This window comes from Bacteroides sp. 2_2_4, assembly GCF_000157055.1.
Lineage (GTDB): Bacteria > Bacteroidota > Bacteroidia > Bacteroidales > Bacteroidaceae > Bacteroides > Bacteroides ovatus.
In genome coordinates this window covers 138,370-163,896 of the sequence record NZ_EQ973357.1, presented here as the reverse complement: position 1 = coordinate 163,896, position 25,527 = coordinate 138,370, and the positions used below count along the sequence as shown (strand labels likewise).

Annotated in this window: 13 protein-coding genes; all 13 read left to right on the top strand. The window is 39.6% G+C overall.

Going from position 1 to position 25,527, the window contains the following annotated elements:
- The first annotated feature begins 37 nt into the window (after positions 1-37).
- The 13 genes from BSCG_RS20745 (at position 38) to BSCG_RS20805 (ending at position 25,510) form a co-directional block, all read left to right on the top strand.
- Positions 38-1,108: an SGNH/GDSL hydrolase family protein gene (locus tag BSCG_RS20745; RefSeq protein ID WP_008775225.1), complete on the top strand. Its 1,071-nt coding sequence runs from the start codon at positions 38-40 to the stop codon at positions 1,106-1,108.
- Positions 1,109-1,473: 365 nt separating this feature from the next.
- A complete protein-coding gene (locus BSCG_RS20750; protein WP_004296573.1) occupies positions 1,474-3,375 on the top strand; it encodes a family 43 glycosylhydrolase in 1,902 nt (633 codons plus the stop codon).
- 55 nt (positions 3,376-3,430) lie between these two features.
- A complete protein-coding gene (locus BSCG_RS20755; RefSeq protein WP_004296572.1) occupies positions 3,431-4,864 on the top strand; it encodes an IPT/TIG domain-containing protein in 1,434 nt (477 codons plus the stop codon).
- A gap of 23 nt (positions 4,865-4,887) precedes the next feature.
- The gene (locus tag BSCG_RS20760) at positions 4,888-7,968 is read left to right on the top strand and encodes a SusC/RagA family TonB-linked outer membrane protein (RefSeq protein ID WP_008775223.1); all 3,081 of its coding nucleotides are present in this window, start codon (positions 4,888-4,890) and stop codon (positions 7,966-7,968) included.
- A 13-nt stretch (positions 7,969-7,981) separates the two neighbouring features.
- Positions 7,982-10,060, top strand: a complete 2,079-nt coding sequence (locus tag BSCG_RS20765; RefSeq protein ID WP_004296570.1) for a RagB/SusD family nutrient uptake outer membrane protein — start codon at positions 7,982-7,984, stop codon at positions 10,058-10,060.
- Between the two features lie 24 nt (positions 10,061-10,084).
- Positions 10,085-11,149, top strand: a complete 1,065-nt coding sequence (locus tag BSCG_RS20770; RefSeq protein WP_004296569.1) for a DUF4973 domain-containing protein — start codon at positions 10,085-10,087, stop codon at positions 11,147-11,149.
- A 150-nt stretch (positions 11,150-11,299) separates the two neighbouring features.
- Entirely contained in the window at positions 11,300-13,168 is a 1,869-nt protein-coding gene (locus tag BSCG_RS20775; RefSeq protein ID WP_004296568.1) for a hypothetical protein, read from the top strand.
- A 50-nt stretch (positions 13,169-13,218) separates the two neighbouring features.
- A complete protein-coding gene (locus tag BSCG_RS20780) occupies positions 13,219-14,946 on the top strand; it encodes an endonuclease/exonuclease/phosphatase family protein (RefSeq protein ID WP_004296567.1) in 1,728 nt (575 codons plus the stop codon).
- Between the two features lie 331 nt (positions 14,947-15,277).
- Entirely contained in the window at positions 15,278-17,989 is a 2,712-nt protein-coding gene (locus tag BSCG_RS20785) for a glycoside hydrolase family 2 protein (protein ID WP_004296566.1), read from the top strand.
- Between the two features lie 104 nt (positions 17,990-18,093).
- On the top strand, positions 18,094-19,239 hold the full coding sequence (locus BSCG_RS20790) for a glycoside hydrolase family 130 protein (RefSeq protein ID WP_004323025.1): 1,146 nt from the start codon (positions 18,094-18,096) through the stop codon (positions 19,237-19,239).
- Positions 19,240-19,253: 14 nt separating this feature from the next.
- Entirely contained in the window at positions 19,254-22,184 is a 2,931-nt protein-coding gene (locus BSCG_RS20795; protein WP_032849371.1) for a glycoside hydrolase family 2 protein, read from the top strand.
- Between the two features lie 13 nt (positions 22,185-22,197).
- Complete coding sequence (locus BSCG_RS20800; protein WP_008775220.1) at positions 22,198-23,301, top strand: glycoside hydrolase family 105 protein; 1,104 nt, start codon at positions 22,198-22,200, stop codon at positions 23,299-23,301.
- Positions 23,302-23,476: 175 nt separating this feature from the next.
- Positions 23,477-25,510: a hypothetical protein gene (locus BSCG_RS20805; protein ID WP_008775219.1), complete on the top strand. Its 2,034-nt coding sequence runs from the start codon at positions 23,477-23,479 to the stop codon at positions 25,508-25,510.
- Positions 25,511-25,527 lie beyond the last annotated feature (17 nt).

Sequence of the window (25,527 nt, the reverse complement as noted above, 5' to 3'; positions counted from 1 at the left end):
TTTATTTTTGAAGGGTCTGAAATTATAATACTTGAATATGAAAAGAGAATTTTGTATTTTTATTGTACTTTTTTTAGTGTTTCATATACATGCTCAATTAGTATACCACGATGCTTCGAATTTTCCACTATTAGGAAGGGCGACAGAGAGTGCTGGGGCACGATATGAAAGGTTCCCGGATTCATTAAAGAATATTTCTCGTGCTCCATTATGGAATTTGAGCCGTAATTCTGCAGGAATGGCAATACGTTTCCGTAGTAATTCCACTACGATAGCAGCTAAATGGGTGGCTCTTTTTAATACCCACATGAATCATATGACTGATACTGGTGCAAAAGGTTTAGATCTTTACTGTCTTCAGAAGAATGGTGACTGGCGTTTTGTCAATAGTGCCCGTCCGAAAGGAAAAACAAATCAGGTCATCATTATAAAAAATATGCATCCTGAAGAAAGAGAATACATGCTTTATTTGCCATTGTATGATGGTCTTATTTCTTTGTCTATCGGAGTTGATTCTTTGGCTACTATTAGTCAGCCGTTAGTGGAGTATCCAATTCGTAAGAATCCTGTTGTTTTTTATGGAACCAGTATTCTTCAAGGAGGTTGTGCTTCACGTCCAGGAATGGCACATACCAATATTATATCGAGAAGATTGAACCGTGAATGTATCAATTTAGGGTTCAGTGGAAATGCATTTCTAGATTTGGAAGTAGCTAAAGTAATAGCTGAAGTAGAAGCTAGTGTTTTCGTTTTAGACTTTGTGCCTAATGCTTCTGTTACAAAGATGAAAGAACGGATGGAAACATTCTATCGTATCATTCGTGGTAAACATCCGGATACACCAATTATTTTTATAGAGGATCCTATTTTCCCTCATACATTTTATGATGAAAAGGTTGCTAAAGAAGTGCGACGAAAGAATGATACGTTGAAAGAGATATTCAATCATTTAAAGAAAAGAAATGAGAAAAATATCATTCTTATTTCATCAAAGAATATGCTGGGAGAGGATGGAGAGGCTACTGTAGATGGTATTCATTTTACAGACTTAGGTATGATGAGATATGCTGATTTAGTTTGTCCGGTTATAAAGAAGGCAATTAGATAAAAATGGCTTGCTGTTAGCTTAGGATATAGTTATTATCTTAGAATAGTGGATTGTTGAAGAAGAAATTATCCAATAAAAGAAAGATATTGTTCAGATAAGTACTAATAAATGCTCTTCTGTGTTATCTTTGAATACTTTAGATTAGTTTGGGACTAATTTTTCATTTATTGACCTATATTTAATATCTTAAATACTCCTGATTCTCTACTTTTGTATCACACAATAGGGGCACTAGTACCTTTTATAAAGATAATGATCATTATTATATAATACGAAATTTAGTTTTTAGATACAGTTAAAAAGATAGTTCAAAGGATAACGTTTTTATAGTATAAAACACAGGGTATTACTTAAATCTATATGTAATGAATTACAATTCAATTAAAAAAAATATTCGAGAAATTGGGCTAATGTTTCTTAGTGCAGGGCTTTTGCTTTTTTTATCATGTGGCTCTGATGATACTAAGGATGTTTCTAGTGAAGATGGGGATGTCAATTCGAACCAGTATTTACAAGTACAGCCTAATGGACTAAATGTAATTAAAGTTTCCAGTAGTGATGTGGCACAAGTTGTGTACCCTTTCTCTGTAGAATTGAAGGGGGGCAGTGCGAGTGTCGCTCTTACTGCACAGTTAGAAGCGTGGAATGAGAAAGATCTGGAGGCATATAATAAAGAGGAAGAAACAGCTTATAAATTGTTGCCCTCTTCATTATATTCGATAAGTACGCCACAGATTACTCTCGAACAGGGCATTGCTTCAAAAAAAGTAGAGGTGAAATTTGCTCCAGATAAAGTGTTCACTGAATTCAAAAAAAATGGAACAGAATATGTTATTGCATTGAGACTTACTTCATCTGTTGCCAAGGTCCGTAAAAGTCAAAGTGATTTTCTTTTGCATATATCGTTTGATTATCCAACGGTTAGTTTGGTTATGCCATCACAGGAAATTAGTGTTAGTAAAATGTCAATGCCGGTTTCGGTGGATGCTACTTTTAATTGTAGGGCAGACGGAGAAATAAAGACTAATCCTTGGAACTTTACATGTACATTAGCAGTGCCTTCTAATGCGGAGGAACTGGTTGCTAAGTATAATGAGGATTATAAGACTTCTTATCGTCTTCTTCCTTCGGCTAACTATGATTTAGGAGAAGGGATATCTTTTAAAGCTGGAGAGAATGAAGCTACTGGAGGAATTACAGTGAAGCGTGAAGGAATGGAAGCTGTAAAATATTTGTTGCCTGTACAGTTAAGGGAGGCTTCTCATGAAAGCGTTGCTCTTCATAATGAAATTTGTTATTTCAAAATAGGTATGACTTATACAAATCCGGTAATAACTTTTTCTAGTGTAGCCGATCCTACGGTTATTCGTACTGATGAAGGCTTTTATTTGTATGCTACTCAAACTAATTCCTATTGGATTCCTATTTATTTTTCTAAAGACTTGGTTAATTGGGAATTTAAAAGAAGTGCTTTCAGAAAAGCAACTAGACCTACTGAAGATGTACTTCCTGGTGGAGGTGCATTTTGGGCACCGGAAATTCGCTACATCAATGGAAAATATGTGCTTTATTTCTCATGGGCAAAATGGGGGGATGGAAGCATCAGTTATACGGCGGTTGCTACCTCAGATAGTCCGGTTGGTGATTTCTTAAATGCTAAACCGTTGCTGATAACAGATGATTTCGGTTCTAATTGTATCGACCAGTTCTATTATGAAGAAGATGGTAAAAAATATATGTTTGTCGGGAGTTTCAACGGTATTTATGTGACGGAACTTACGGATGATGGTCTTTCTGTGAAACGGGGAGCAGATGGTAAGCCTGTGCTGAAGAAACAGGTCTGCGGCAGGGCATTTGAAGGCACCAATATTTATAAGAAGGGTAAGTACTACTATTTGTTTGCATCTATAAATAATTGCTGTCCGAATAATGGAATGGATAGTAAGTATAAAGTCGTGGTAGGCCGTTCGGAAAATCTCCTTGGTCCGTATGTCGATAGAAAAGGAAAAGATATGCTGGACAACTCTTGGGAGTTAGTGTTGGAAGGTGACGGTGAAACATTCTTTGGTCCTGGTCATAACTCCATAATAATTCCAGATGATGCAGGTACAGATTGGATGATATATCATAGTTATGTAAAAGAGAATGGTACGGTTGGAGGACGTTTAGGTATGCTCGACCGCATTGTGTGGTCGGCAGACGGCTGGCCGACCATTAAAAAATGTGTGCCTTCAAAGGGAGATTTACTGCCAGTATTTAATAACTGATATGTTGAAAATATTGTAAATATATAGACTTCTAAGTAAAACTAAAATTTGATGTATGAAAAAGAAAAGTGATTGGAGAACTCGGTTTATCCGATTATGTGCAGTGGTATTGCCATTGGTCGTACTTTGCTTTACTGCTTGTAAGGATGAAGACAAGGAAGAAAACCTTCCTTTCGATCCTACTAAGCCTGTGGTAATTACAGATTTTTCCCCAAAATCGGGTGGCATTGGTAACAATATTATATTATATGGAGAAAACTTTGGGAACGACCCCAAAAAATTGAAAGTGATAGTTGGTGGTAAAGAAGCTAATATCATTTCAGTTAAGAACAATATATTGTATTGTGTAGTACCACGTATGGCTACTGAAGGTGATGTGGAAATTAGTGTGTATGATGACAATGGCGAAGAAGTGGCTTTTGCTGAAGCAGAAGAGAAGTTTACTTATGTAAAGCAATGGTTAGTTTCTACATTAGCTGGTCAACGTTTTGAGAACGAGAAAGATGCTTTTCAGGGCGAAGGGGCATTCGATGCATGTGGATGTATAAAAGGAGCTACATGGTTTTCGTTTGATCCGAAATCAAATTTTGACCATTTGTATTTAACTTGTTATAATATAAGTTCTATTCGTCTGATTGATTTGGAAGAAAAAACGGTGACTATGCAGGCTTCCTTAGCTGCTATTGGCGATAAACCTTCTATCATTAATTGGACGGCAGATGAGAATCAAGATATGATTATTTCTCGTGATTTGGCTAAAGATGGAAATGTAAACGTATTGAAGAAACGTGTTTCAGACTTTAAAACGGAAGTAAAATTAGGCGAATCAAAGCAAAGGCAGGCGGTTGGTGCCTTTGTTCATCCTAAGACGGGAAGGATTTATTATGCTCTTTATCCTGATCAAGTGGTTTATGAATATGATTTTGAGAACAAGACAACAACGAAAATAGCTACGCATCCGCGTGTAAAAGAAACATTGCGCATGGTAGTTCATCCTACAGGAAAATATGCCTATTTGCTTCGTCAATACAATGAAAGAGGAAATGGATATATCTCCCGTATGGACTATAATTCTACTACAGATCAGTTCTCAACCCCTTATATCGTGGCGGGAAGTGCGAGTGGAAGCGGTTATCGTGACGGAGTAGGTAGCAGGGCGCAATTGAATGGTCCGACACAGGGAGTGTTTGTAAAGAATCCGGAATATGCAGGTGAAGAAGATGAATATGATTTTTATTTTTGTGATGAACGCAATCATTGCATTCGTATTCTGACACCTACAGGAAGAGTAGTAACATTTGCAGGACGTGGAAATGACTCAAGTGATCCTGGTTTTGCAAATGGTGCATTACGTTCAGAAGCTCGTTTTGCTTATCCGTGGGCGATTGCATACGATGAAAAAAGAAAATGCTTCTATGTAGGCGAGAGGGGTATGAGTCGCGACGGGAAAGAGCAAGCGGTGATACGTAAAATTGCTATGGAAGAATAATAAATGATAAACACATATATTTTATGAGGAGTAAAAATTTGATTGCATGTATATTATTGTTGCTCTTTTCCATAACCGTTTGGGCGCAGGAAAGTGCAATGATAACTGGAGTGGTGACCGATGAGAATAAGGAACCCTTAATTGGTGTGAATATTGCGATACAGAATATGCCTGGGTTGGGTGTTATTACTGATATAAATGGTCGATACAAAATAAAGGCATCTGCTTATGACAGACTTGTATTCTCATATATAGGTTATGAGACTGTGGTGGTATTGGTAAAAGAACAAAAAACCAATCACGTAAAAATGAAAGAAGCAGCTAATACGATTATTGATGAAGTTGTAATTACAGGTACGGGAGCACAAAAGAAAATAGCAGTGACTGGTGCCATTACTAATGTGGATGTAGATGCGTTGAAATCGGTTCCTTCCACTTCTGTGGTGGATGGATTGGCAGGTGTTGTTCCGGGTGTAATGGCTATGCAAACTTCTGGACGACCGGGTAGTGTATCTGAGTTTTGGATTCGTAGTATATCTACTTTTGGTGCTAATACGGCTGCATTGGTACTTGTTGATGGATTTGAACGTGATATTGATGAAGTGAGCGTGGAAGATATTGAATCATTTACAGTATTGAAAGATGCTTCCGCAACGGCTATTTATGGTAGTAAGGGAGCCAATGGTGTAGTCTTGATTAATACAAAACGTGGTAAGGAAGGTAAAATCAATATTGATGCAAAGGTTGAGGGGTTCTATAGCACTTTTACAAAGGCACCGGAATTTGTAGACGGTTATACATATGCTTCTATGGCTAATGAAGCTCGTTTGACAAGAAATCAAGAGGCTTTATATTCGCCATCAGAATTGGAACTGTTTCGTACGCAACTTGACCCAGACCGTTTTCCGGATGTAGATTGGATGGATATGGTATTGCGTGACGGTGCTTGGAGTTCACGTGCAACGTTGAATATGCGTGGTGGTGGTAAAACTGCACGTTACTTTGTTTCCGGAAGTTATCAGGACCAACAAGGTATGTATAAGACTGACAAAAGCCTTAAGGATTATAATACAAACGCACATTTCAGAAAATGGACGTACCGTATGAATGTGGATATTGATATTACGAAAACGACTCTGTTAAAGGTCGGGGTATCCGGTTCTTTGCGTAAGCAGAATGATACAGGTAGTGGTACAGATAATTTGTGGACTGTATTGATGGGATATAATTCCATCATGATGCCGGCAGAATATTCGGATGGAAAAATTCCGGGATGGTCAGATAAGGATGATAATATGAATCCTTGGGTAATGACTACACAATCCGGATATAATGAAAGTTGGAAGAATAATATTCAAACCAGCCTTACGCTGGAACAGAAACTGGATTTTATAACCAAAGGATTGCGTTTTGTAGGTAGATTCGGATATGATACGTATAACTCCAATTGGATTAAACGTTATAAATCTCCGGCTGCTTACAAGGCCGACCGTTATCGTCAACCGGACGGAACATTGAATTTCACGAAAATCAGAGACGAGAAAGTGATGTCGCAATCTTCCAATTCGGAAGGAGAAAAGAGAGAGTTCTTTGAATGGGAATTGCACTATAGTCGTGCTTTCAAAACTCATCATGTTGGAGGTGTACTGAAGTATACGCAGGCTTCTAAGATTTTTACTCAAAATATAGGTACAGACTTGAAGAATGGTATTCCTTATCGTAATCAGGGAATAGCCGGACGTTTCAGCTATAACTGGAATTATCGTTATTTTATTGATTTTAATTTCGGATACAACGGTTCGGAGAATTTCCACAAAGACCATCGTTTCGGATTCTTCCCGGCTATCTCCGGTGCATGGAACTTGGCTGAGGAACCATTCATGAAAAAGATTGCCGGAAAATGGTTGAATATGTTGAAAATCCGTTATTCTTATGGAAAGACAGGAAATGATGCTTTGTATGAAGGTAATAAAAGAGTCCGTTTCCCCTATTTGTATTCGATAGCAACCGATAATAATGTTTATCATTTTGAAGATATTGGGACTGGTGAAAAATTGTGGAATGGAAAATATTACTCAACAGTGGCTTCTCCTGCTATTTCGTGGGAAGTTGCTACTAAACAAGATTTGGGTATTGACTTTTCTCTCTTTAATGACAAACTGACCGGAGAGATTGACTACTTTAAAGAACGTCGTGACGGTATCTATATGACTCGTTCTTATATCCCTTACGAAGTGGGAATTGATAATGCTTCGAAAGCAAATGTCGGTATTGTAGAAGCAAAAGGATTTGATGGTCATTTTGCATTCAAACAGAAACTCGGTAAGGTGAATTTTACGTTACGTGGTAATATTACTTACAGTAAGAACAAGGTGATAGAAAAAGATGAAGAGAACACCATTTACGAATATAAGCTAGCCCAAGGGCATCGTGTCAATCAGGCAAGAGGACTTATTGCTCTGGGATTGTTTAAAGATTATGAAGAAATCAGAAATAGCCCGAAGCAAACTTTTGGTGAAGTGATGCCCGGTGATATTAAATATAAAGATGTCAATGGTGATGGTATAATTGACTCACAAGACCGGGTAGCTATTGGTGCTACTACTCGTCCTAACTTGATATATGGCTTTGGCTTTTCGGCCAAATGGAAAGGGTTGGATTTCAATGCTCATTTCCAAGGAGCAGGTAAGTCGTCTTTCTTTGTCAAAGGTACAACTGTCTTTATGTTCCAAGGTGGTGATGGCTGGGGAAATGTTTTGAAAGAAATGGCAGAAAGCAACCGTTGGATTCTGGGTGAGAATGAAGATCCGAATGCAGAATTCCCCCGTCTGACTTATGGTGATAATAAAAATAATTATCAAGAGTCTAATTATTGGTTGAGAGATGGCTCTTATCTTCGTCTGAAGACATTGGATATCGGCTATACCTTTCCGAAAGCTTGGGTTAATAAGATTCATTTGAATCAAGTACGTGTTTTCTTTATCGGAACCAACTTGCTGACATTCTCTTCGTTTAAATATTGGGATCCGGAATTGGGCAGTTCGGACGGAAAGAAATATCCGTTGAGCAAGACGCTTTCGTTAGGCGTATCAGTTAATCTATAAACAAGAACAGAATATGAAGAAACTTATAATAAATTTAGGTTTTATATTAGGAGTGAGTACCATGGTTGTCGGATGTACCGATTATTTGGACTCAGACTACCTTTTCGAGGAACGTGTTAACATTGAAAATGTGTTTCAGAGTAAGGACTATACCAATGAATGGTTGGCAAAGGGATACGCTTATATGAATCACGATTATCTGCAACAAGTGAACAGCAAGAAGAACACTAGTTTCAATTTTGCAGATGATATGTACTACATAGATTTGAATTATGTAGATTGGAAGGGTGGAAACTATACGGAAAAAGGATTAGGTAGTGGAAACAGTTTGTATATATGGCAGGCCGCTTATCAAGCGATTCGTCACATTTCCATTTTCATTCATAATGTGGATGGAAATAAAGAGCTTACTGAAGCTGAGATTACTGATATGAAAGGACAGGCTCATTTCCTGCGTGCATATTTCTATTGGATGCTGATTCGTTCATTCGGTCCGGTGCCCATTGTCCCAGATGAAGGGGTCGATTATACGAAAGAGTATGATGATATCGCTTATCCTCGAAATACGTATGATGAATGTGCAGATTACATTGCCGAGGAATTGGTGAAGGCGGCTACGATGTTGGACGACGAGCGAGACGTACAAAATATTGTGCGTCCTACACGTGGTGCAGCATTGGCACTTCGTTCACGTGTGCTTTTATATGCAGCAAGTCCTTTATATAACGGACAAGCACCATCAGAGGTGATCGATGCATTGGTTGATAAGAGCGGGCGTAAGTTGCTGTCTGATACATACGACAATCGGAAGTGGGCAAGAGCTGCTGCTGCTGCTAAGGATGTAATGGAATTGAAACGGTATCAATTGTATGTTGCTTATAAAAGAGAAAGTGATGATATGGCTTACCCGACAACTATTACTCCGCCGGACGATAATGGAACTTTCCATTCTCAGGATTGGCCTTACGGTTGGAAAAATATTGATCCGTTCGAATCATACCGTTCTTTGTTTGATGGAGAAGTGGGTGCATACAATAATGACGAAATTATATTTACCAGAGGTGTCAATCAGGGTGCTGAGAATATCAGGGTAATGGTTATCCATCAGTTGCCCCGTTCACAAGGAGGCGGATATAACTGCCATGGCATGACACAGAAACAATGTGATGCTTATTATATGAAAGATGGTAGCGATTGTCCGGGTATGAATTCTATGTATAAGGGTATGGAAGGATATACCGACCCAAGCCGTTACAATGAACAGCCACGTGTTTCAGGGGTGGTTGAAACGTCTGAATTGTCTAATTATCCTGAATTAGGTCCATTGGGAAAAGGTGTTTCTAAACAATATGCGAACCGTGAACCTCGTTTCTATGCATCAGTAGCCTACAATGGTAGTGTATGGCATATGTTGAATGCAAGTGCAGAGGATAAAGAAGAAACGAACGTTCCTATTTTCTACTACAGAGATGCTCAAGATGGTTACAAAGCAGGTACCAATTATTTGAGTACAGGTATTGGTATTAAGAAGTTTGTACATCCGAAGGATTTAGCAGATTCTGAGAAATCGTATGACGTAAGTCGTGTAGTTCAAAAGTACGCTCCGGACATTCGATATGCAGAGATTCTGTTGAATTATGCAGAAGCACTGAATGAGGTCGAGGGTTCTTATGAGATTCCTTCTTGGAATGGCGAGACTATGTATACTATCACACGTTCGGCAACAGCTTTAAAGGAAGGTATTCAGCCTATTCGTATTCGTGCTGGATTGCCAGATTATGAGGTGTACGATGATGTAAAGAAGTTTCGTTTTAAAGTAAAACGAGAACGTCAGATTGAGCTATTTGCGGAAGGTCATCGTTTCTTTGATATTCGTCGTTGGTGTGATGCTCCAGTTGAAGAGGCTCTTCCCATTTATGGTTGTAATATCTATTTGACTTCGGAAAATCCAGATAGTTTTCATACACCGATAGAAGTCGCTTCGTTGCCTACTATGTTTACTACGAAGATGTGGTTTTGGCCAATCCATCACAATATAATGAAACGAAATATGTGGATGATTCAGAATCCGGGCTGGAAAGATCCGGAATAAACCTACTAAATTTGGATAGAAAATATGAATAATATATGTAAATTATTGATTGGCATGATGGCGGCAGTATGTTGCACTTCATGTAACAATGAGTGGGAAGATGAACAATTCAAACAGCTGGCATCTTTCAAAGCAGAGATTAATAATGAAGGAGTAACTTCTACTTATGTACGCTACAAACCAGGAGGAGTGGTGACTTATCAGCTTCCGGTTTTGTTGAGTGGTTCAACCATGAATACACAGGCAAGAACTATTCATGTAGCACTTGATAAGGATACTTTGGATGTGTTGAATCAGGAACGTTTTGGTGAACGCCGTCGGGAACTTTTTTACCATTTGTTGGATCAACAATACTATTCCATACCGGAAACTGTAGAAATGCCTGCAGGTGAATCTGAAGCACTGTTACCTATTGATTTTACGCTAGGAGGGCAGAACAATGCGAAACCGTTGGATATGTCGGATAAATATATTCTACCATTGACTATTCAAGACGATCCATCTTATAACTATCAGGTGAACAACCGTCTGCATTATCGGAAAGCATTGTTGAATATCATTCCGTTCAATGATTACTCCGGTTCGTATGATGGTAGCCTATTAAAGATTTTTTTGGAGAATCAAAAGGATAATTTCATGTTAGCTACCCATAAAGCTTATGTGTATGACGAGAAGACCATTATGTTTTATATGGGAGTTCGTGATGTGAATTACATGGACCGTAAATACTATAAATTATATGTAGAGTTTACAGATGAACCGCTGAATGAAGGAAGTGAGTTGAAGAAGAAACTGAGATTATGGACCGATAACGGGGGAGAGGATGGCAATAACTTTAAAATTCTCTTGCTGGGCGAAGGAGACGACAAATTTAAGGAAGCTCCTTATTATACGATTGTCGAAGAGAATGATCCTGTGAAGCCTTACTTGAAGCATATTTATATCACTTTGTCTATGGGATACTCATTTGAGGACTATACACTTAGCCCGGGTAACCGTATGAAGTATAGAGTAGAAGGTACATTAAGTATGCAACGTGACTTGAATACGTTGATTCCGGACGAAGACCAACAAATCGAATGGAATTGATGGGTTGTTGATTGATGAATATAATATTGAGAGGCAGTGTTCAAATTTGGGATTGGGTACAGCCTCTCAAGTTTTTTAGAACTATAAAACAATTTATTAATGGTTTAGTCAGCTCTTTTGGGATAAGGAGCGTAATTAATTTGTTTACATATGAAAAACTACAAAATTCTAAAGAATATTTATATATGTCTGGCTTTGTTGTCAACTGTTTTATTAGTTGGTTGTTCGAAAAGTGATGAAACCCCAGCCCCCGAGGAACAGCCTTTAGGCAAAGGAAAAATAACGTTTAATGTGCATACTCCCGGGGCATTCCTTACAAGGGCAGTAGGTGTAGGTGACGAAAATGGAGGCACTAATGACAAAATAGCCTTTTATCAATTTAGCAGAGAAGGTAAGTATGAACAAAGGTATGTCTTAAATTATGCAGCTGCTTCTGTAGGTGCAAACGGTGATACAAGGTCATATACTGTTGAATTAACTTCTTCGACTGGAGGAGAAAAGAGATTCATCATTGTGGAGAGTGAGAATGAGAGCAATTTCCCTAATATGAGTGCAACAAATACAATCGATGAACTACTAAATAGCAAAACTGTTGCCGAAAGTGGTAAGTTGAATCCTCCATTTGTTATGTCTAATGTCAAAACAGATGGTAAGGAGTATGTAACAGTTGCCGATGTAGAATCTTCCAATAATCAGGTTGATGTAAAACTTAAAAGACGTGTAGCTAGATTTGATTTGTTGAATGATCCAACAGAATCGGGATTAGTGATCGATAAGGTATATATTAAGAATAGATACACTCAAGGATTCATCGGTGACGTAAGTGGTAATGCAGGCAATATATCTTCTGATGTTTTGGAAATACCGGCAGCTGATTTAGCTAATGACGGAAAGAGTTTCTATCTTTATCCGACTCAGTTGACTTCAACTCTTGAGCAGAATGAAAAAACAGTTGTATGGGCTACCACTAAACTTGCCAATACCAATACGGAAGGGCCGACTCTTTATCTGAATCTTACTGCTGATATCAATGTGGAGGCCAACTATCTCTATCAGCTTAATACGAAAAAGATAGCCGGTTCTACAGGCTTTGACATCTCAGTAGAAGAATGGAAAGACGGTACTTCAATTGATTGGGTGACGATTGAAGACGGAATCTCTGTAATGGATGACAAGGCTACTGTCATTGCTGGTACAGATATTAAAGGGACTTATGTAAAGATTGCAGCTGACGCTACAATGCCATATACTATAAAACGTGTCGTTACAGATTATAGCTCAGCAGCATTGGACGCTGCGTATGACGGAAGCCTACCTAAATGGCTTACCATTTCTTCATCTACTAAAGATGCAGGTAGCGGTCTTTATCGTCATGAGATTATTTACACGGTGACTGCACATCCTGAGAAGACAAGTCAGTTTGCTATCACACATCTTAACGGAGCCGTTTCAGATGAGAACTTGTTGGTAATCGGGTTTGCCGATCCGTATCCAGGCACTCCGCTTCCTTGTCTATCGTGGGAAGAGAAGCTCTATTCGCCAGTGCACTGTCGTCAGTCCACCTATCTTGTCCATAATACAGTAGATAAGGCTTATTTCTGTGGAACTGAAGGATATACGTTTAATACTCCTATGAAAGGTAAAACGGGTAATGAGGGGGCGAAGAATCTTTGTCCCGAGGGTTGGACAGCATTGAATGATGCAGAGGCAAAAGATTATATTTTGTGGGTAGGACAGCATCTTAAATCACAAGTGGCAGAGGCTTTATATACTTACTGTTGGTTCGATAAAGACGATGAGGCTACTAATTTGCGTATATTGGGGGGATACCCATACGATAGAGCTACTCCCAATGTGAAAGACTTAGCTTGTTATGGTACGTGGCCGAACGTAGCTTGGGTGAACATCAAACTGCCAGGTCTTACTATAGCGGGACAGACATTTAACGATGAATGGACAGTGAAGAAGGATTACGGAATCCCCTACAGATGTATCCGTGATAAAGCCGGTTGGGAATAATTATATGGATTCTTGAAAGGATATATATTCAATGATTAAATTTGTAAGAAATGCTAAAGAATACTTTATTTGTGATTCTTCTAATGATTTCCAGCTTATTCACGGCTTGTGCTGAAGGATATGTAAGTGATGTGCAGAAGGAGGATGACACAAAAGAAATACGTTTCAGTCTGAATATGGAGGGAGGGCTAACGATGTCCTCCACCAGGGCTTCTGTGTCTTTGGACGGAATGAAATGGAAAATATTCTGTTTTGACGATCAATATAATTATCTGTTTGACAAAACAGGAAGTATAGGGGATGCAGCAAATGAAATAAAGGTTTCTGTAATTAAAGGCGTCGTTTATCGATTCCTGTTTTTGTGTACCACAGCTGATAAATTCCCAGAGTTGGCTTCCGGTAAGACTTATTGGGATTTAGAAGCGTATGCTCCTCAATTGCCGTTAGCTGATCCGATGGCGATGCTTGTCAGTAGAGGCAATGAAAAAGATGGTACACTTCGTGTAGCTGCTGCGTCTGCATCGGTGCAGGTTACTCTTGCTCCGCGTGCATCTAAGATCGTTTTGCAAAAGGATCCGGATACAGCTTCGGATATTACAGTGAATTCCGTGACTTTTGCGGATGCCGCTTCTTCTGTTCCTTATGTTCATATCGAACCTCAACATTACAGTGAATATGAGAATCTTCCGGTAGCAACCCGAAAGACCTATCAGTGTGTACCCCAAGAGGATGTATGTTATATGCTTCCGGATATGTGCGCCGAAACCTTTGGAGTGAATGCTACGCTGCATATCACTCATCCGATTTCTGGAGAACAGGACGTACGGGTAACGGTACCAGTGGGGCTTGCGTTGAATGTAGGCAGTGGAAAGACTTACTATATTGAAATGTCTGCTGATGCAAATGGAAAAGTTGCTGCTACTTGGGCAACACGTGTAGCACCCAAAACGTTGAAACTTGCTACACAAAACTTATGGGGTAAATCGACTTCCGTTGTGTTGGATTACTTCAATAGAATTGATGTGGACGTGCTTTGTGCGCAGGAATGCAGTAATCTCTCCGAATCTGATATACAAGCACAGGGGCTTTACGTTCATACTCACTCCAACAATAGGCAGGGAAAATGCAGCATTATATCACGTTATCCTTTCTCGGGGATTACACCAAACAAGTATGGTGTTTATATCGACTTGGGTGATGGCATTGTTGTGCTGGTGATGAACTGTCACGGTGCTTTCTATCCTTACGGTCCTTATCAGTTGAATGGTATCGCATATGAAGGATATGAAGGTACGGACGATGTTGACTATGTAGTAAAAGTCAATAAAGAAGCCCGTCAAGGCATGGTGGACAAACTGCTGGAGGATTTTAATTCGTCTACCACTCCTTTTGTTTGTCTCTCGGGTGACTTCAATGAACCGTCATGGCTTGACTGGACGGAAGGTGCCTTGAAAGCAGAACTTGCTCCTTACGTTGTTCAGTGGCCTACCACCCGTTCTTTGTGGGAAGGCGGCATAAAAGGTGATGCTTACCGAACGATACATCCGGATCCTGTGACGCATCCGGGATTCACATGGACGCCGCGCCCGAGCGAGAAGGACACCAGAGACCGATTAGATTTGACTCTTTATACCTTGTCTCCCAACACGGAAGTGAAAAGTTGTCAGGTGATAGGAGAGAAGACAGAAACGTCGGATATCGTTCTTCCTAATTGGGGGCCGTTTGAAAATGTATTCGATCACCGGGGATTACGGACAGAATTTGTCTTTACGAAATGACGGAACGGTGCACCGGAATTAGTGAGTCTCCAGACTGTTAATTATTGAGGTCTCGGGTATTAATACCTGTCGTGTAAGGTATTAATATCCGAGAATTCAGCTATTAATAGCTAACATGCCAACTATTTGTAATGGATAAACCAATGATTAACTAATGTCTTTTTGTCTGTTGCTAGATAACCTTCAAATAGGCAATATATGGCAGTTTGGGACTCAAATTTCATTTATTGACTTGTTTTTAGCATGCCGGACAGGTAGAAAACACTATTTTTGTCCTCATCCGTTTTAGACTTTTAAGATTATATAAACCAATAAATTGTAACGTACGAATATGCACAACATTGCTAAAACCTTTTTCCCGATTTTATTATTACTTTTTGCTGCAGTAGTGACAGCACAGAATGGGAAGAACAATGTCGGAAATGCGCAACGCATCTGGCTTGATTCTGAAATTGGTCATCAGGGCGACTACCAGTGGAAAATGATAAAAGCTGGAGATGCAACAGATCCCGGAGAAAAGATTTCGTTATCCAATTATGCAACTGCAAATTGGATGCCGGCCATCGTTCCCGGAACAGTTTTGAATTCTTTGGTGTATAACCAAAAATACCCGGAGCCTTATTATGGAATCAATAATAAGATTGAATCTAAATTGATACCGGATATTTCTGAAACCGGACGTGACTTTTACACCTATTGGTTTCGGACAGATTTTACAGTACCGCAGTCATTCAAGGGAAAGACTGTCTGGTTACAGTTGGATGGTATCAACTACCGGGCAGAAGTATGGGTGAATGGTAACTTGTTGAGCACAATGAACGGTATGTTTATTCAGGACTATATTGATGTTACGGATTTTGTGAAAATCGGAGGAAAAAACGGACTGGCTATAAAGGTCTATCCGGTAGATGTTCCCGGAAGTGCGAAGCCGAAATCCTGGGGAGCAGCCGGCGAATTTCATAACGGTGGAAACGGTAACATTGGTTTGAATACTACCATGTTGATGACGGTAGGTTGGGACTTTACCTTTATGGACGGTATCCGTGACCGTAATACAGGTATATGGAAAAATATTTCCCTCTATGCTACAGGCAGAGTAGCATTACGCCATCCTTTCGTTAAATCTGAATTGCGAAAACCTGATTATGACCAGGCTCGTGAGACTGTATCGGTTGAGATTATCAATCCATCGACCAGTAATCGGGTAATCAGTTGCAAGGTGAAGGGTGAAATTGTGGGTGAAAATATCACTTTTGAAAAGACCTTCCGACTGATGCGTGGAGAAGAAAAAACAGCAACCTTCTCCCCCGAAGAGTTCCCGCAACTGATTATTAACTCTCCAAAACTGTGGTGGCCTGTCAATAAAGGACCACAAAACTTATATGACCTGAAGCTGACAGTATCAGTTGATGGCAAAGAATGTGATTCTGTGAAAACAAGATTCGGTATTCGTGAAATTGTCTCGGATAGAAAGACGCCAGATAAATCACGTGTCTTTTATGTGAACGGTAAACGATTGTTTATTCGTGGTACCAACTGGATACCGGAAGCAATGTTGAGAACTTCGGATGAACGTACCTATGCAGAATTGCGGTACTCCCGCCAGTCCGGTGTCAACCTTTTAAGAATGTGGGGAGGCGGAATTGCAGAGTCTGATTATTTCTTCCAATTGTGTGACGAATTGGGATTGTTGGTATGGCAAGAGTTCTGGATGACTGGTGATACTCGTCATCCGCATGATAAGGCTCTCTATATGAGTAACGTGGAATCTACCGTAAAACGTATTCGTAATCATCCTTCTTTGGCTTATTATGTTGCTTCTAATGAGAGTACAGAAGTTACCGGTACTCCTGAATTACTGAATAAACTGGATGGTACACGTGGCTTCCAGATGCAGTCCGAATGTGAAGGAGTGCATGATGGCAGTCCTTACAAACAGGTAAATCCGATGCAGCATTATGAAAATACGGCCTCTCCCAGAGGAAGCCGTGTAGACGGATTTAATCCGGAATACGGTGCACCTACTCTTCCAACTGTGGAAATCCTCCGAGAAATGATGGATGAAAAAGACCTTTGGCCTATCAATAAGGAAGTATGGGATTATCTGGATGGAAATGGTTTCCATCTGATGAGTACTATGTATACAGACTTGGTGAATAACTACGGAAAATCATCATCCATTGATGAGTTTGCACAGAAAGGGCAATTGTTGGGAGCTATTAATTCGAAGAGCATTTGGGAAGTATGGAACTACAATAAGCTGGATTATGGTGATCGTTTCTGTTCCGGACTTTTGTTTTGGTATCATAACTGCTCTATGCCTCAAGTGGCTTCCCGTATGTGGGACTGGTCTCTGGAACCGACAGCGTCGCTTTATCATACTGCCAACTCTTTAGAACCATTACATGCACAGTTTGACTATCTTAAGAATACAGTGTCTGTAGTGAATGATTATTATCGTGAATTTAAGAATTATAAAGTGATAGCACAGGTTTACGATATTAACAGCAAGAAAGTATTTGAAGAATCAGCAGTGGTTAATCTACCCTCGGATGGAGTGGTAAACGATGCGTTGACTATTCGTTTCCCGGAAAACATATCTCAAGTTCACTTTATTAAACTGATTCTGAAAGATGAAAAGGGAAAAGATGTTTCTTCTAACTTCTATTGGCGTTCTAATGACAAATATGAAGGAAGCAAAACTTTGACCGGTCCGGCTGCTTCAGGTTTTGAAGATTTGAGTAAACTGAAGCAGGCAAAAGTGAAACTTACCTATAAAGTAAGAGAAGATGATAACAATTACTTTGTAGATATTACTTTGAGAAATACCTCCGGGCAGATTGCTTTCTTTAATCAGTTGCAATTCCTGAATTCAAAAATGAGTCCGATACGTCCTTCATTCTATACAGACAATTTCTTCTCCTTGATGCCGGGTGAAAAGAAAACGGTAACCATTGAAACCGCAAAAGGAAAGTTGAAAGATGGAGCTGTGTTGGCACTGAAAGGCTGGAATATAAATAAGCAAGAATATAAATTGAAGTAAAAAAGTAAGAATATGAATTGATTCTGCTTTCTTTGTTTCGGTAGATTGTGGAATCAATCATTGATATTGTAGAGAAATCATTTTAATCATTAAAAAGAAGTGAGATGAAACTTAAGTTTATCATAGGTGTAGTCGGTATATTATCAGCATGTGGATTTACTAATGCACCTTCTTTAGATACTACTCAGGAAGAACAGGATAATAATTGGGTGATTGGTCCGTTCCATCGTCCGGAAGGAGTTAATCCTGTCATATCACCGCAACCGACAGAATTTTATTGTCCGATGCGGAAACAGCAAGTGAAGTGGGAAGAAAGTGATACATTTAATCCGGCTGCTACTACAAAAGACGGAAAAATTATTGTACTTTACCGCGCAGAAGATAATTCGGCTCAAGGCATAGGTAAAAGAACTTCACGTGTTGGTTATGCTGAAAGTAAGGATGGGATTGAGATGAAGAGGATGGCTAGCCCTGTTCTTTTTCCTGCCGAAGATAATTTTAAAGATCAAGATTGGCCGGGGGGCTGCGAAGATCCCCGTGTGGCTATGACCGAAGACGGATTGTATGTGATGCTTTATACGGCATGGAATCGAAAAAAAGCGCGTCTTGCTGTAGCTACTTCCCGAGATTTGAAGAATTGGACAAAACATGGACTTGCCTTTGATAAGGCATATAACGGTCGATTTAATAATCTTTTCTGCAAGTCAGGTTCTATTCTAACAAAATTGAAAGGAAATCAACTGGTCATTGATAAAGTTGACGGTAAGTATTTGATGTATTGGGGAGAGTATGCGGTATATGCTGCTACTTCTGATAACCTGATTGACTGGTATCCGGTTTTGGATGAGAAGAATGAGCTAATGAAAATTATACAACCTCGTAAAGGGCATTTTGATAGTTTGCTGACAGAATGTGGTCCTCCGGCTGTTCGTACCAAACATGGTATTGTTCTTATGTATAATGGTAAGAATAGTGGTAAAACTGGAGATGCTGACTATCCAGCCAATGCTTATTGTGCCGGACAGCTGTTATTGGATGGTGACGATCCTTATAAAGTATTGGATCGTTTGGATAAGCCTTTCTTTGCTCCCGAGGCTCCTTTTGAGAAGAGCGGACAGTACAAAGATGGAACAGTATTTATTGAGGGACTTGCATATCACAAAAGGAAATTATACCTCTATTATGGTTGTGCTGATTCTCGGGTAGCAGTCGCTGTATGTGATGATGTAAAGAAGCTGAAGATAAAATAGTAGATTATAAAACAATGAGAATAAAGCTGGATACATATATTGCTTGTATTGCTATTTTTCTGTGTTCTTCTATAGAATGCATCTATTCGCAAAAATTGAAATGGAATTTTGGTTTATCACGTAGGCAAAGTTCCGAAGTGATACCTCATTCAAAATATTCGTTTCAGACAGCTAAACTTAAAAAGAAGGTTATAGAACCCGGAGAATTGAGTCCGCTTTCCGATTGGGAGTATCAACTATCCAAAGGATGGGAAATGATAGAAGGGTATAAAGCTAGAGCTGCCGAAAAATCAGTAGTTGCGCAAGATTTAGATACAAGTGAATGGTATTCGGCAACAGTTCCAGGTACAGTCTTAACTACATTGGTGGATCAGGGTGTGTACCCTGATCCTTACTGGGGACTTAATAATTTATTGATTCCCGATACGCTTTGCCGGATGGACTGGTGGTATCGCAATTCTTTTAGTATTCCTCGTAATAAGAAGGGAGAGAAAGTGAAGTTGATTCTGAATGGAATCAATTATAAAGCGGAGATCTGGTTCAATAGGCAGTTATTAGGAACGATGACCGGTGCTTTTGAGAGAGGTATTTTTGATATAACTCCTTGGGTGGATTATGATAAAAAGAATCTGTTGGCCATTCGTATTCTTCCGCCTAACAATCCCGGTATTCCTCACGAGGCAAATAGGAAAGAAGGAATTGGTCCCAATGGTGGAGCATTGTGCCTGGATGGTCCTACTTTTATCTCTTCAGAAGGCTGGGATTGGATTCCCGGCATACGCGACCGAAACATGGGTATTTGGCAGGATGTCAGAGTCAAATTTGGAAATGAATTGGAAATTGTTGATACACATGTGATTACGGATTTGCCTTTGCCTGACACTACTTCTGTCAATTTTATCGTTCAGGCGGAGATTTATAATTCTTCTAAAACGACTCGTACTGCTAATTTGCATTTTAATATTGGCGGATTGTCAGCTGTTTATCCGGTCTCTTTGAATGCAAATGAAAAGAGGATGATTAAGCTGACTTCTAATGAGTGTAAAGAACTGCAAATGAAGAATCCACGTCTCTGGTGGCCGAATGGGTATGGAGAACAGTATTTATATGATGCATCTTTAAGTCTGATTTCATCAGGTAAGGACACGCTTGACGTAAAGAAGATGCGTATCGGTATCCGTGAGTTGGAGTATGAATTGTCTGCATACGAGTATAACTCTCCTATAGTGCGTTTGAACTATAATCCGACTGCTGCTTTGCAGGATGGAAAACCCGCTTTTGATACTGTGAAACGTAAGAAAACAGATAATAAAGTTCGCTATACGAATTACGATGGAGAGTTTGTCCCCTATTTATTAAAACCAGTATCTTCACAAGGAATAGAGTTGATAAAAGATTCACTGATGAAAGAATATATGGTTATAAAGGTGAACGGACAACGGATTTTTTGTAAAGGAGGTAACTGGGGAATGGATGATGGTATGAAGCGAGTTTCCCGGGAACGACTGGAACCTGCCTTGAAGTTGCATAAGAATATGAATTATAATATGATTCGTAACTGGACGGGTGAGAGTACGGAAGAAGTATTTTATGAGCTTTGTGATGAGTACGGAATGTTGGTTATGAATGATTTTTGGCTTTCGACAGATGGGTTTAACCTCAATCCGCTGGATAACTGCCTGTTCGTTAGAAATGTGACCGAAACAGTACGTCGTTTCCGCAATCATCCCTCTATTGCTTTATGGTGTGCACGTAATGAAGGATTTGCAACCAATGAACTTGAGTACATGTTGGCCGCCACTTTGGCTAAAGAGGACGGCAGCAGGCATTATACAGGAAATTCCCGTTCATTGAATAGTTCAGGAAGCGGGCCTTGGCGTTATCAGTTTGATGCAGGCTGGTACTACCGTTCTTTGGCCGGAGGATTCCGATCCGAAGTGGGTACTCCTTCTCTGCCTACGGCTGAAACTGTTCGTGAGTTTATGGCGGAAGAGGATACATGGCCCATTAGTGATGTTTGGTATTACCATGATTGGCATAATCATAGATATGGTAGTAAGACTTTTAGCGAGCTTTATAAGGAAGGCATGGATCGTAAATTAGGACCTTCTGATAATTTAGATGATTTCTGTAAAAAAGCACAATTGATTAATTACGAAAGCCATCGGGCTATTTTTGAAGCATGGAACAGTAAGATGTGGAATGATGCTTCCGGAGTACTACTGTGGATGAGTCATCCTGCATGGCCTAGTATGGTTTGGCAGAATTACAGTTCAAATGGCGAAACTGCCGGTGCCTATTATGGCACTCAAAAGGCGTGCCGTCCTCTTCATATTCAGATGAGTCTTAATAGTCAACATAAAGTTGATATTATTAATACTACGCTGAAAGAATATCGGAATTTGAAAGTGGAAGTCGCGGTTTACGATAAAGAAGGAAAAAAGATACGTTCCTCACAACAAAAGGTAAGTCATGTGACAGCTAATGCACTGACTCCTGTAGCACAATTAGAGGATATAAAAGGTCTTCCTGATTTCAGTTGGGTAAAGCTGGTATTGACAACAAATAATGGAAAGTTGTTGGATGATAATGTCTATTGGCTCAATCAAAAGGAATGGGATGGAAAGGTTTTGACTGATTTACCAGTTGCTTCGGTGAATGTATCTGTGAAGAATTTTGCGAAAAAAGCAAATCATTATGAGGGTAAACTTATTGTGAAAAATCCAGGACAATATCTGGCAGCCGCAATAGCATTGACTTTGAGGAATGCAAAAACAGATGCGCCCATTCGTCCAGCTTATTTTGATGACGGATATTTTTATCTGATGCCCGGCGAATCTAAAGAAATCCGTTTTCAGGTGGATTGTAAAGAAGGGGTGGATAAGATGCTTTTGCGGGTAGATGGATATAATGTTGAATCGAAAGATATATTGTTGAATAAATAAAGATTAGGTATTTATGTATAAGAAGGTATTAATATTATTATTTTTTATTCCTTTTCAGTTGTTGTTTGCTCAAACGAGTATGTTGAAAGATTTCCCGGAGGGCTCTACTCCGGAGGAAATAGGTAAGCGATTGGCCTATCGTTTTCTGACAGAGAAACATGCGCTTCATGTCGGAAAATGGATTGGTTATCCGGAGACTTTCTATTGGAACGGGGCTTTACGGTATGCTTATCTTGCAAAAGATAAAGAACTTCTCAATCGTTTGCAAGATAAGTTTGAACCTCTGTTTACCGAGGAGAAAGCGTTGCAACCTATTATGAATCATGTTGATGTGAATATGTTCGGGAGTTTGCCACTTGAGTTATATCTTGTGACGAAAGATAAGAAATATTGGTATTTAGGATTGCCTTATGCCGATTCTCAATGGAAAGTGCCTGCAAATGCGAAACCGGAGGAAAAGGAATGGGCTGAAAAAGGATATTCCTGGCAAACACGTTTGTGGATTGATGATATGTATATGATTACAATCGTGCAGACTCGTGCTTATAAAGTAACGAAGGATAAAAAATATATTGATCGTGCAGCTAAAGAGATGGTGATGTATCTGGATGAGTTGCAACGTCCGAACGGCCTTTTCTATCATGCACCGGATGTACCTTATTATTGGGGACGTGGAAATGGCTGGATGGCTGCCGGAATGACGGAGTTACTTCAGTGTTTGCCTAAAAATCACAAAGACCGTCCCCGTATCTTGGAAGGTTATCGGACAATGATGGAAAGTCTGAAGAAGTATCAGAACCCGGAGGGCTTGTGGAATCAGTTGATCGACCAGTCTGACTGTTGGACTGAAACATCCGGATCGGCTATGTTCACTTTTGCTTTTATCAAGGGAGTTAAGAATGGATGGTTGAATGCTGAAGAATATGCTCCTGCTGCTCGTAAGGCGTGGATAGCTTTAGTCTCATATCTTAATGATAAAAATCAAGTAAGAGAAATTTGCGTGGGTACGAATAAGAAGAACAGTAAACAGTATTATTATGACCGTCCACGCCGCACGGGTGATTATCATGGGCAGGGACCTTATCTGTGGTGTGCTGCCGCTCTAATGGAAAAGTAATCGTTCTGGTATTGAGTAGTAGTTGAGGCTTTTGGAGGATATTTCTATTGATTTGGATAATTTTTTTTATTTATAGCCCAATTTGTTTTATCCAATGTGAGGGATGTTTCCTAATTTTGGCTCAATAATTTAGTACAAATGGAATCAGACAGGCTGATTCGCAATCATGTTTTATATGAGTTTGAAATATTTACTTTGTGGGATGGCTTTTGTGGCATGTGCCACTGTTGTTGAGGCTTTTGATAATGTGCCGGAATCGATTTCTGCATCTATTTCTTTGAAGGTACCAGGAAATGGAGCGAAACACTATCCATTGACTTTTCAGAAATCGCAGAATAATAATGGCACTTATTATTTGGAGAATTCGGAAAAGATGCCGTTGACTGTGTCTCAAAATATAGTAACTGGTAATGATGGATTACGTATTAGTGTGTCTATCACTGCATTGGAAGATGTATATTTTAATTACAATCAACAGATGGCAACCGGCTTCCGTCATGATGACTGCCTGTTCTATATGCCGGGGTTTTGGTATCGACGTAATCTGCGTTCACCCAAAGAGGCTCCTTCATTCCATACATCAGATAGTTGGATTGTAAGCGAAGACAGGTTAAGTGCACCTCTCACCGGGATTTTCTGTGAGAAGAAACAACGTTTTATGACTGTCAACAGACTGGATAAATTTGTAAATAGCACGTTGGCTACCCATCGTGAAGGTGAGATTATTCTTTCGGATAAGACATCTTTAGGACATACCGGATTTGAAAATAAAGGTGGTGTTGCCACTCTTTCCTTCGGTTTTCCTTATCGGGAGGCTCCCAAAAGTTATATTCGTAAATTAACATTAGCCCCGGCTGTGACAGCTTATCAACATTTGAAAAAGGGAGAAACAATTTTGTTGATGTGGCAAATAGCTGAGGGTGAAGCCAAAGACTATTCTGATTTTGTGAGCCATACTTGGGAATATTGTTATGATACATATTCTCCCAAGCCTGTTGATACTCCCTACTCAATTGAGTATATGAAGCAGACTCTTAGCCAATTCTTTGTAAGTAGTTTTGTTGATAAATATCCGTTGGTATATAATTCGGGCATACATCTTAGGACAGATGCATGTGCAAGTAATGGGCAGGCAGAGGTCGGTTTTATCGGTCGTGTTCTTTTGAATGCATTCAATGCCTGGGAATATGGTTGGGAATGTAACCGGGAAGATTTGAAGGCTAACAGTGCCAAAATATTCGACAGTTATTTGAAGAATGGTTTCACGGAAGCAGGTTTTCTCAAGGAATCGGTAAATTATGACAAGAACTTTGAGGATCCTGTTCATAGCATCCGTCGTCAGTCAGAAGGGCTTTATGCAATCTTCCATTTCCTGGCCTATGAAAAAGAAAAAGGACGTAAACATCCGGAATGGGAACAACGATTGAAGAAAATGCTGGATATGTTTCTGCAATTGCAAAATGCTGACGGCAGTTTTCCACGTAAGTTTCGTGACGATTTCACTATTGTAGATAAAAGTGGGGGAAGCACTCCTTCTGCTACATTGCCTTTGGTGATGGGATATAAGTATTTCAAGGATAAACGTTATTTGGATAGTGCTAAGCGGACTGCAGGTTATCTGGAGAAAGAATTGATTTCTAAAGCAGATTATTTCTCATCTACCCTTGATGCGAATTGTGAAGATAAAGAAGCATCACTTTATGCTGCAACTGCTACTTATTATCTTTCATTGGTTACTAAGGGAGAGGAACATAAACATTATGCTGACCTGACAAAGCAAGCCGCTTATTTCGCCTTATCATGGTATTATTTGTGGGATGTTCCTTTTGCTCCCGGTCAGATGCTGGGTGATATTGGTTTGAAAACACGTGGCTGGGGAAATGTATCAGTAGAAAATAATCATATCGATGTCTTTGTGTTTGAATTTGCCGATGTGCTTCGTTGGCTGTCGAACGAGTATAACGAGTCTCGCTTTTCAGATTTTGCAGAAGTAATTTCAACTTCTATGCGCCAATTATTACCTTATGAAGGGCATATGTGCGGTATTGCAAAGGTAGGTTATTATCCGGAGGTTGTCCAACATACAAGTTGGGATTATGGAAAGAATGGTAAAGGATACTATAATGATATTTTTGCGCCCGGATGGACTGTTGCTTCTTTGTGGGAGCTGTTTACACCAGGGCGTGCAGAGACTTTTATGAAAAAGTAATTATAATAAATTAATTT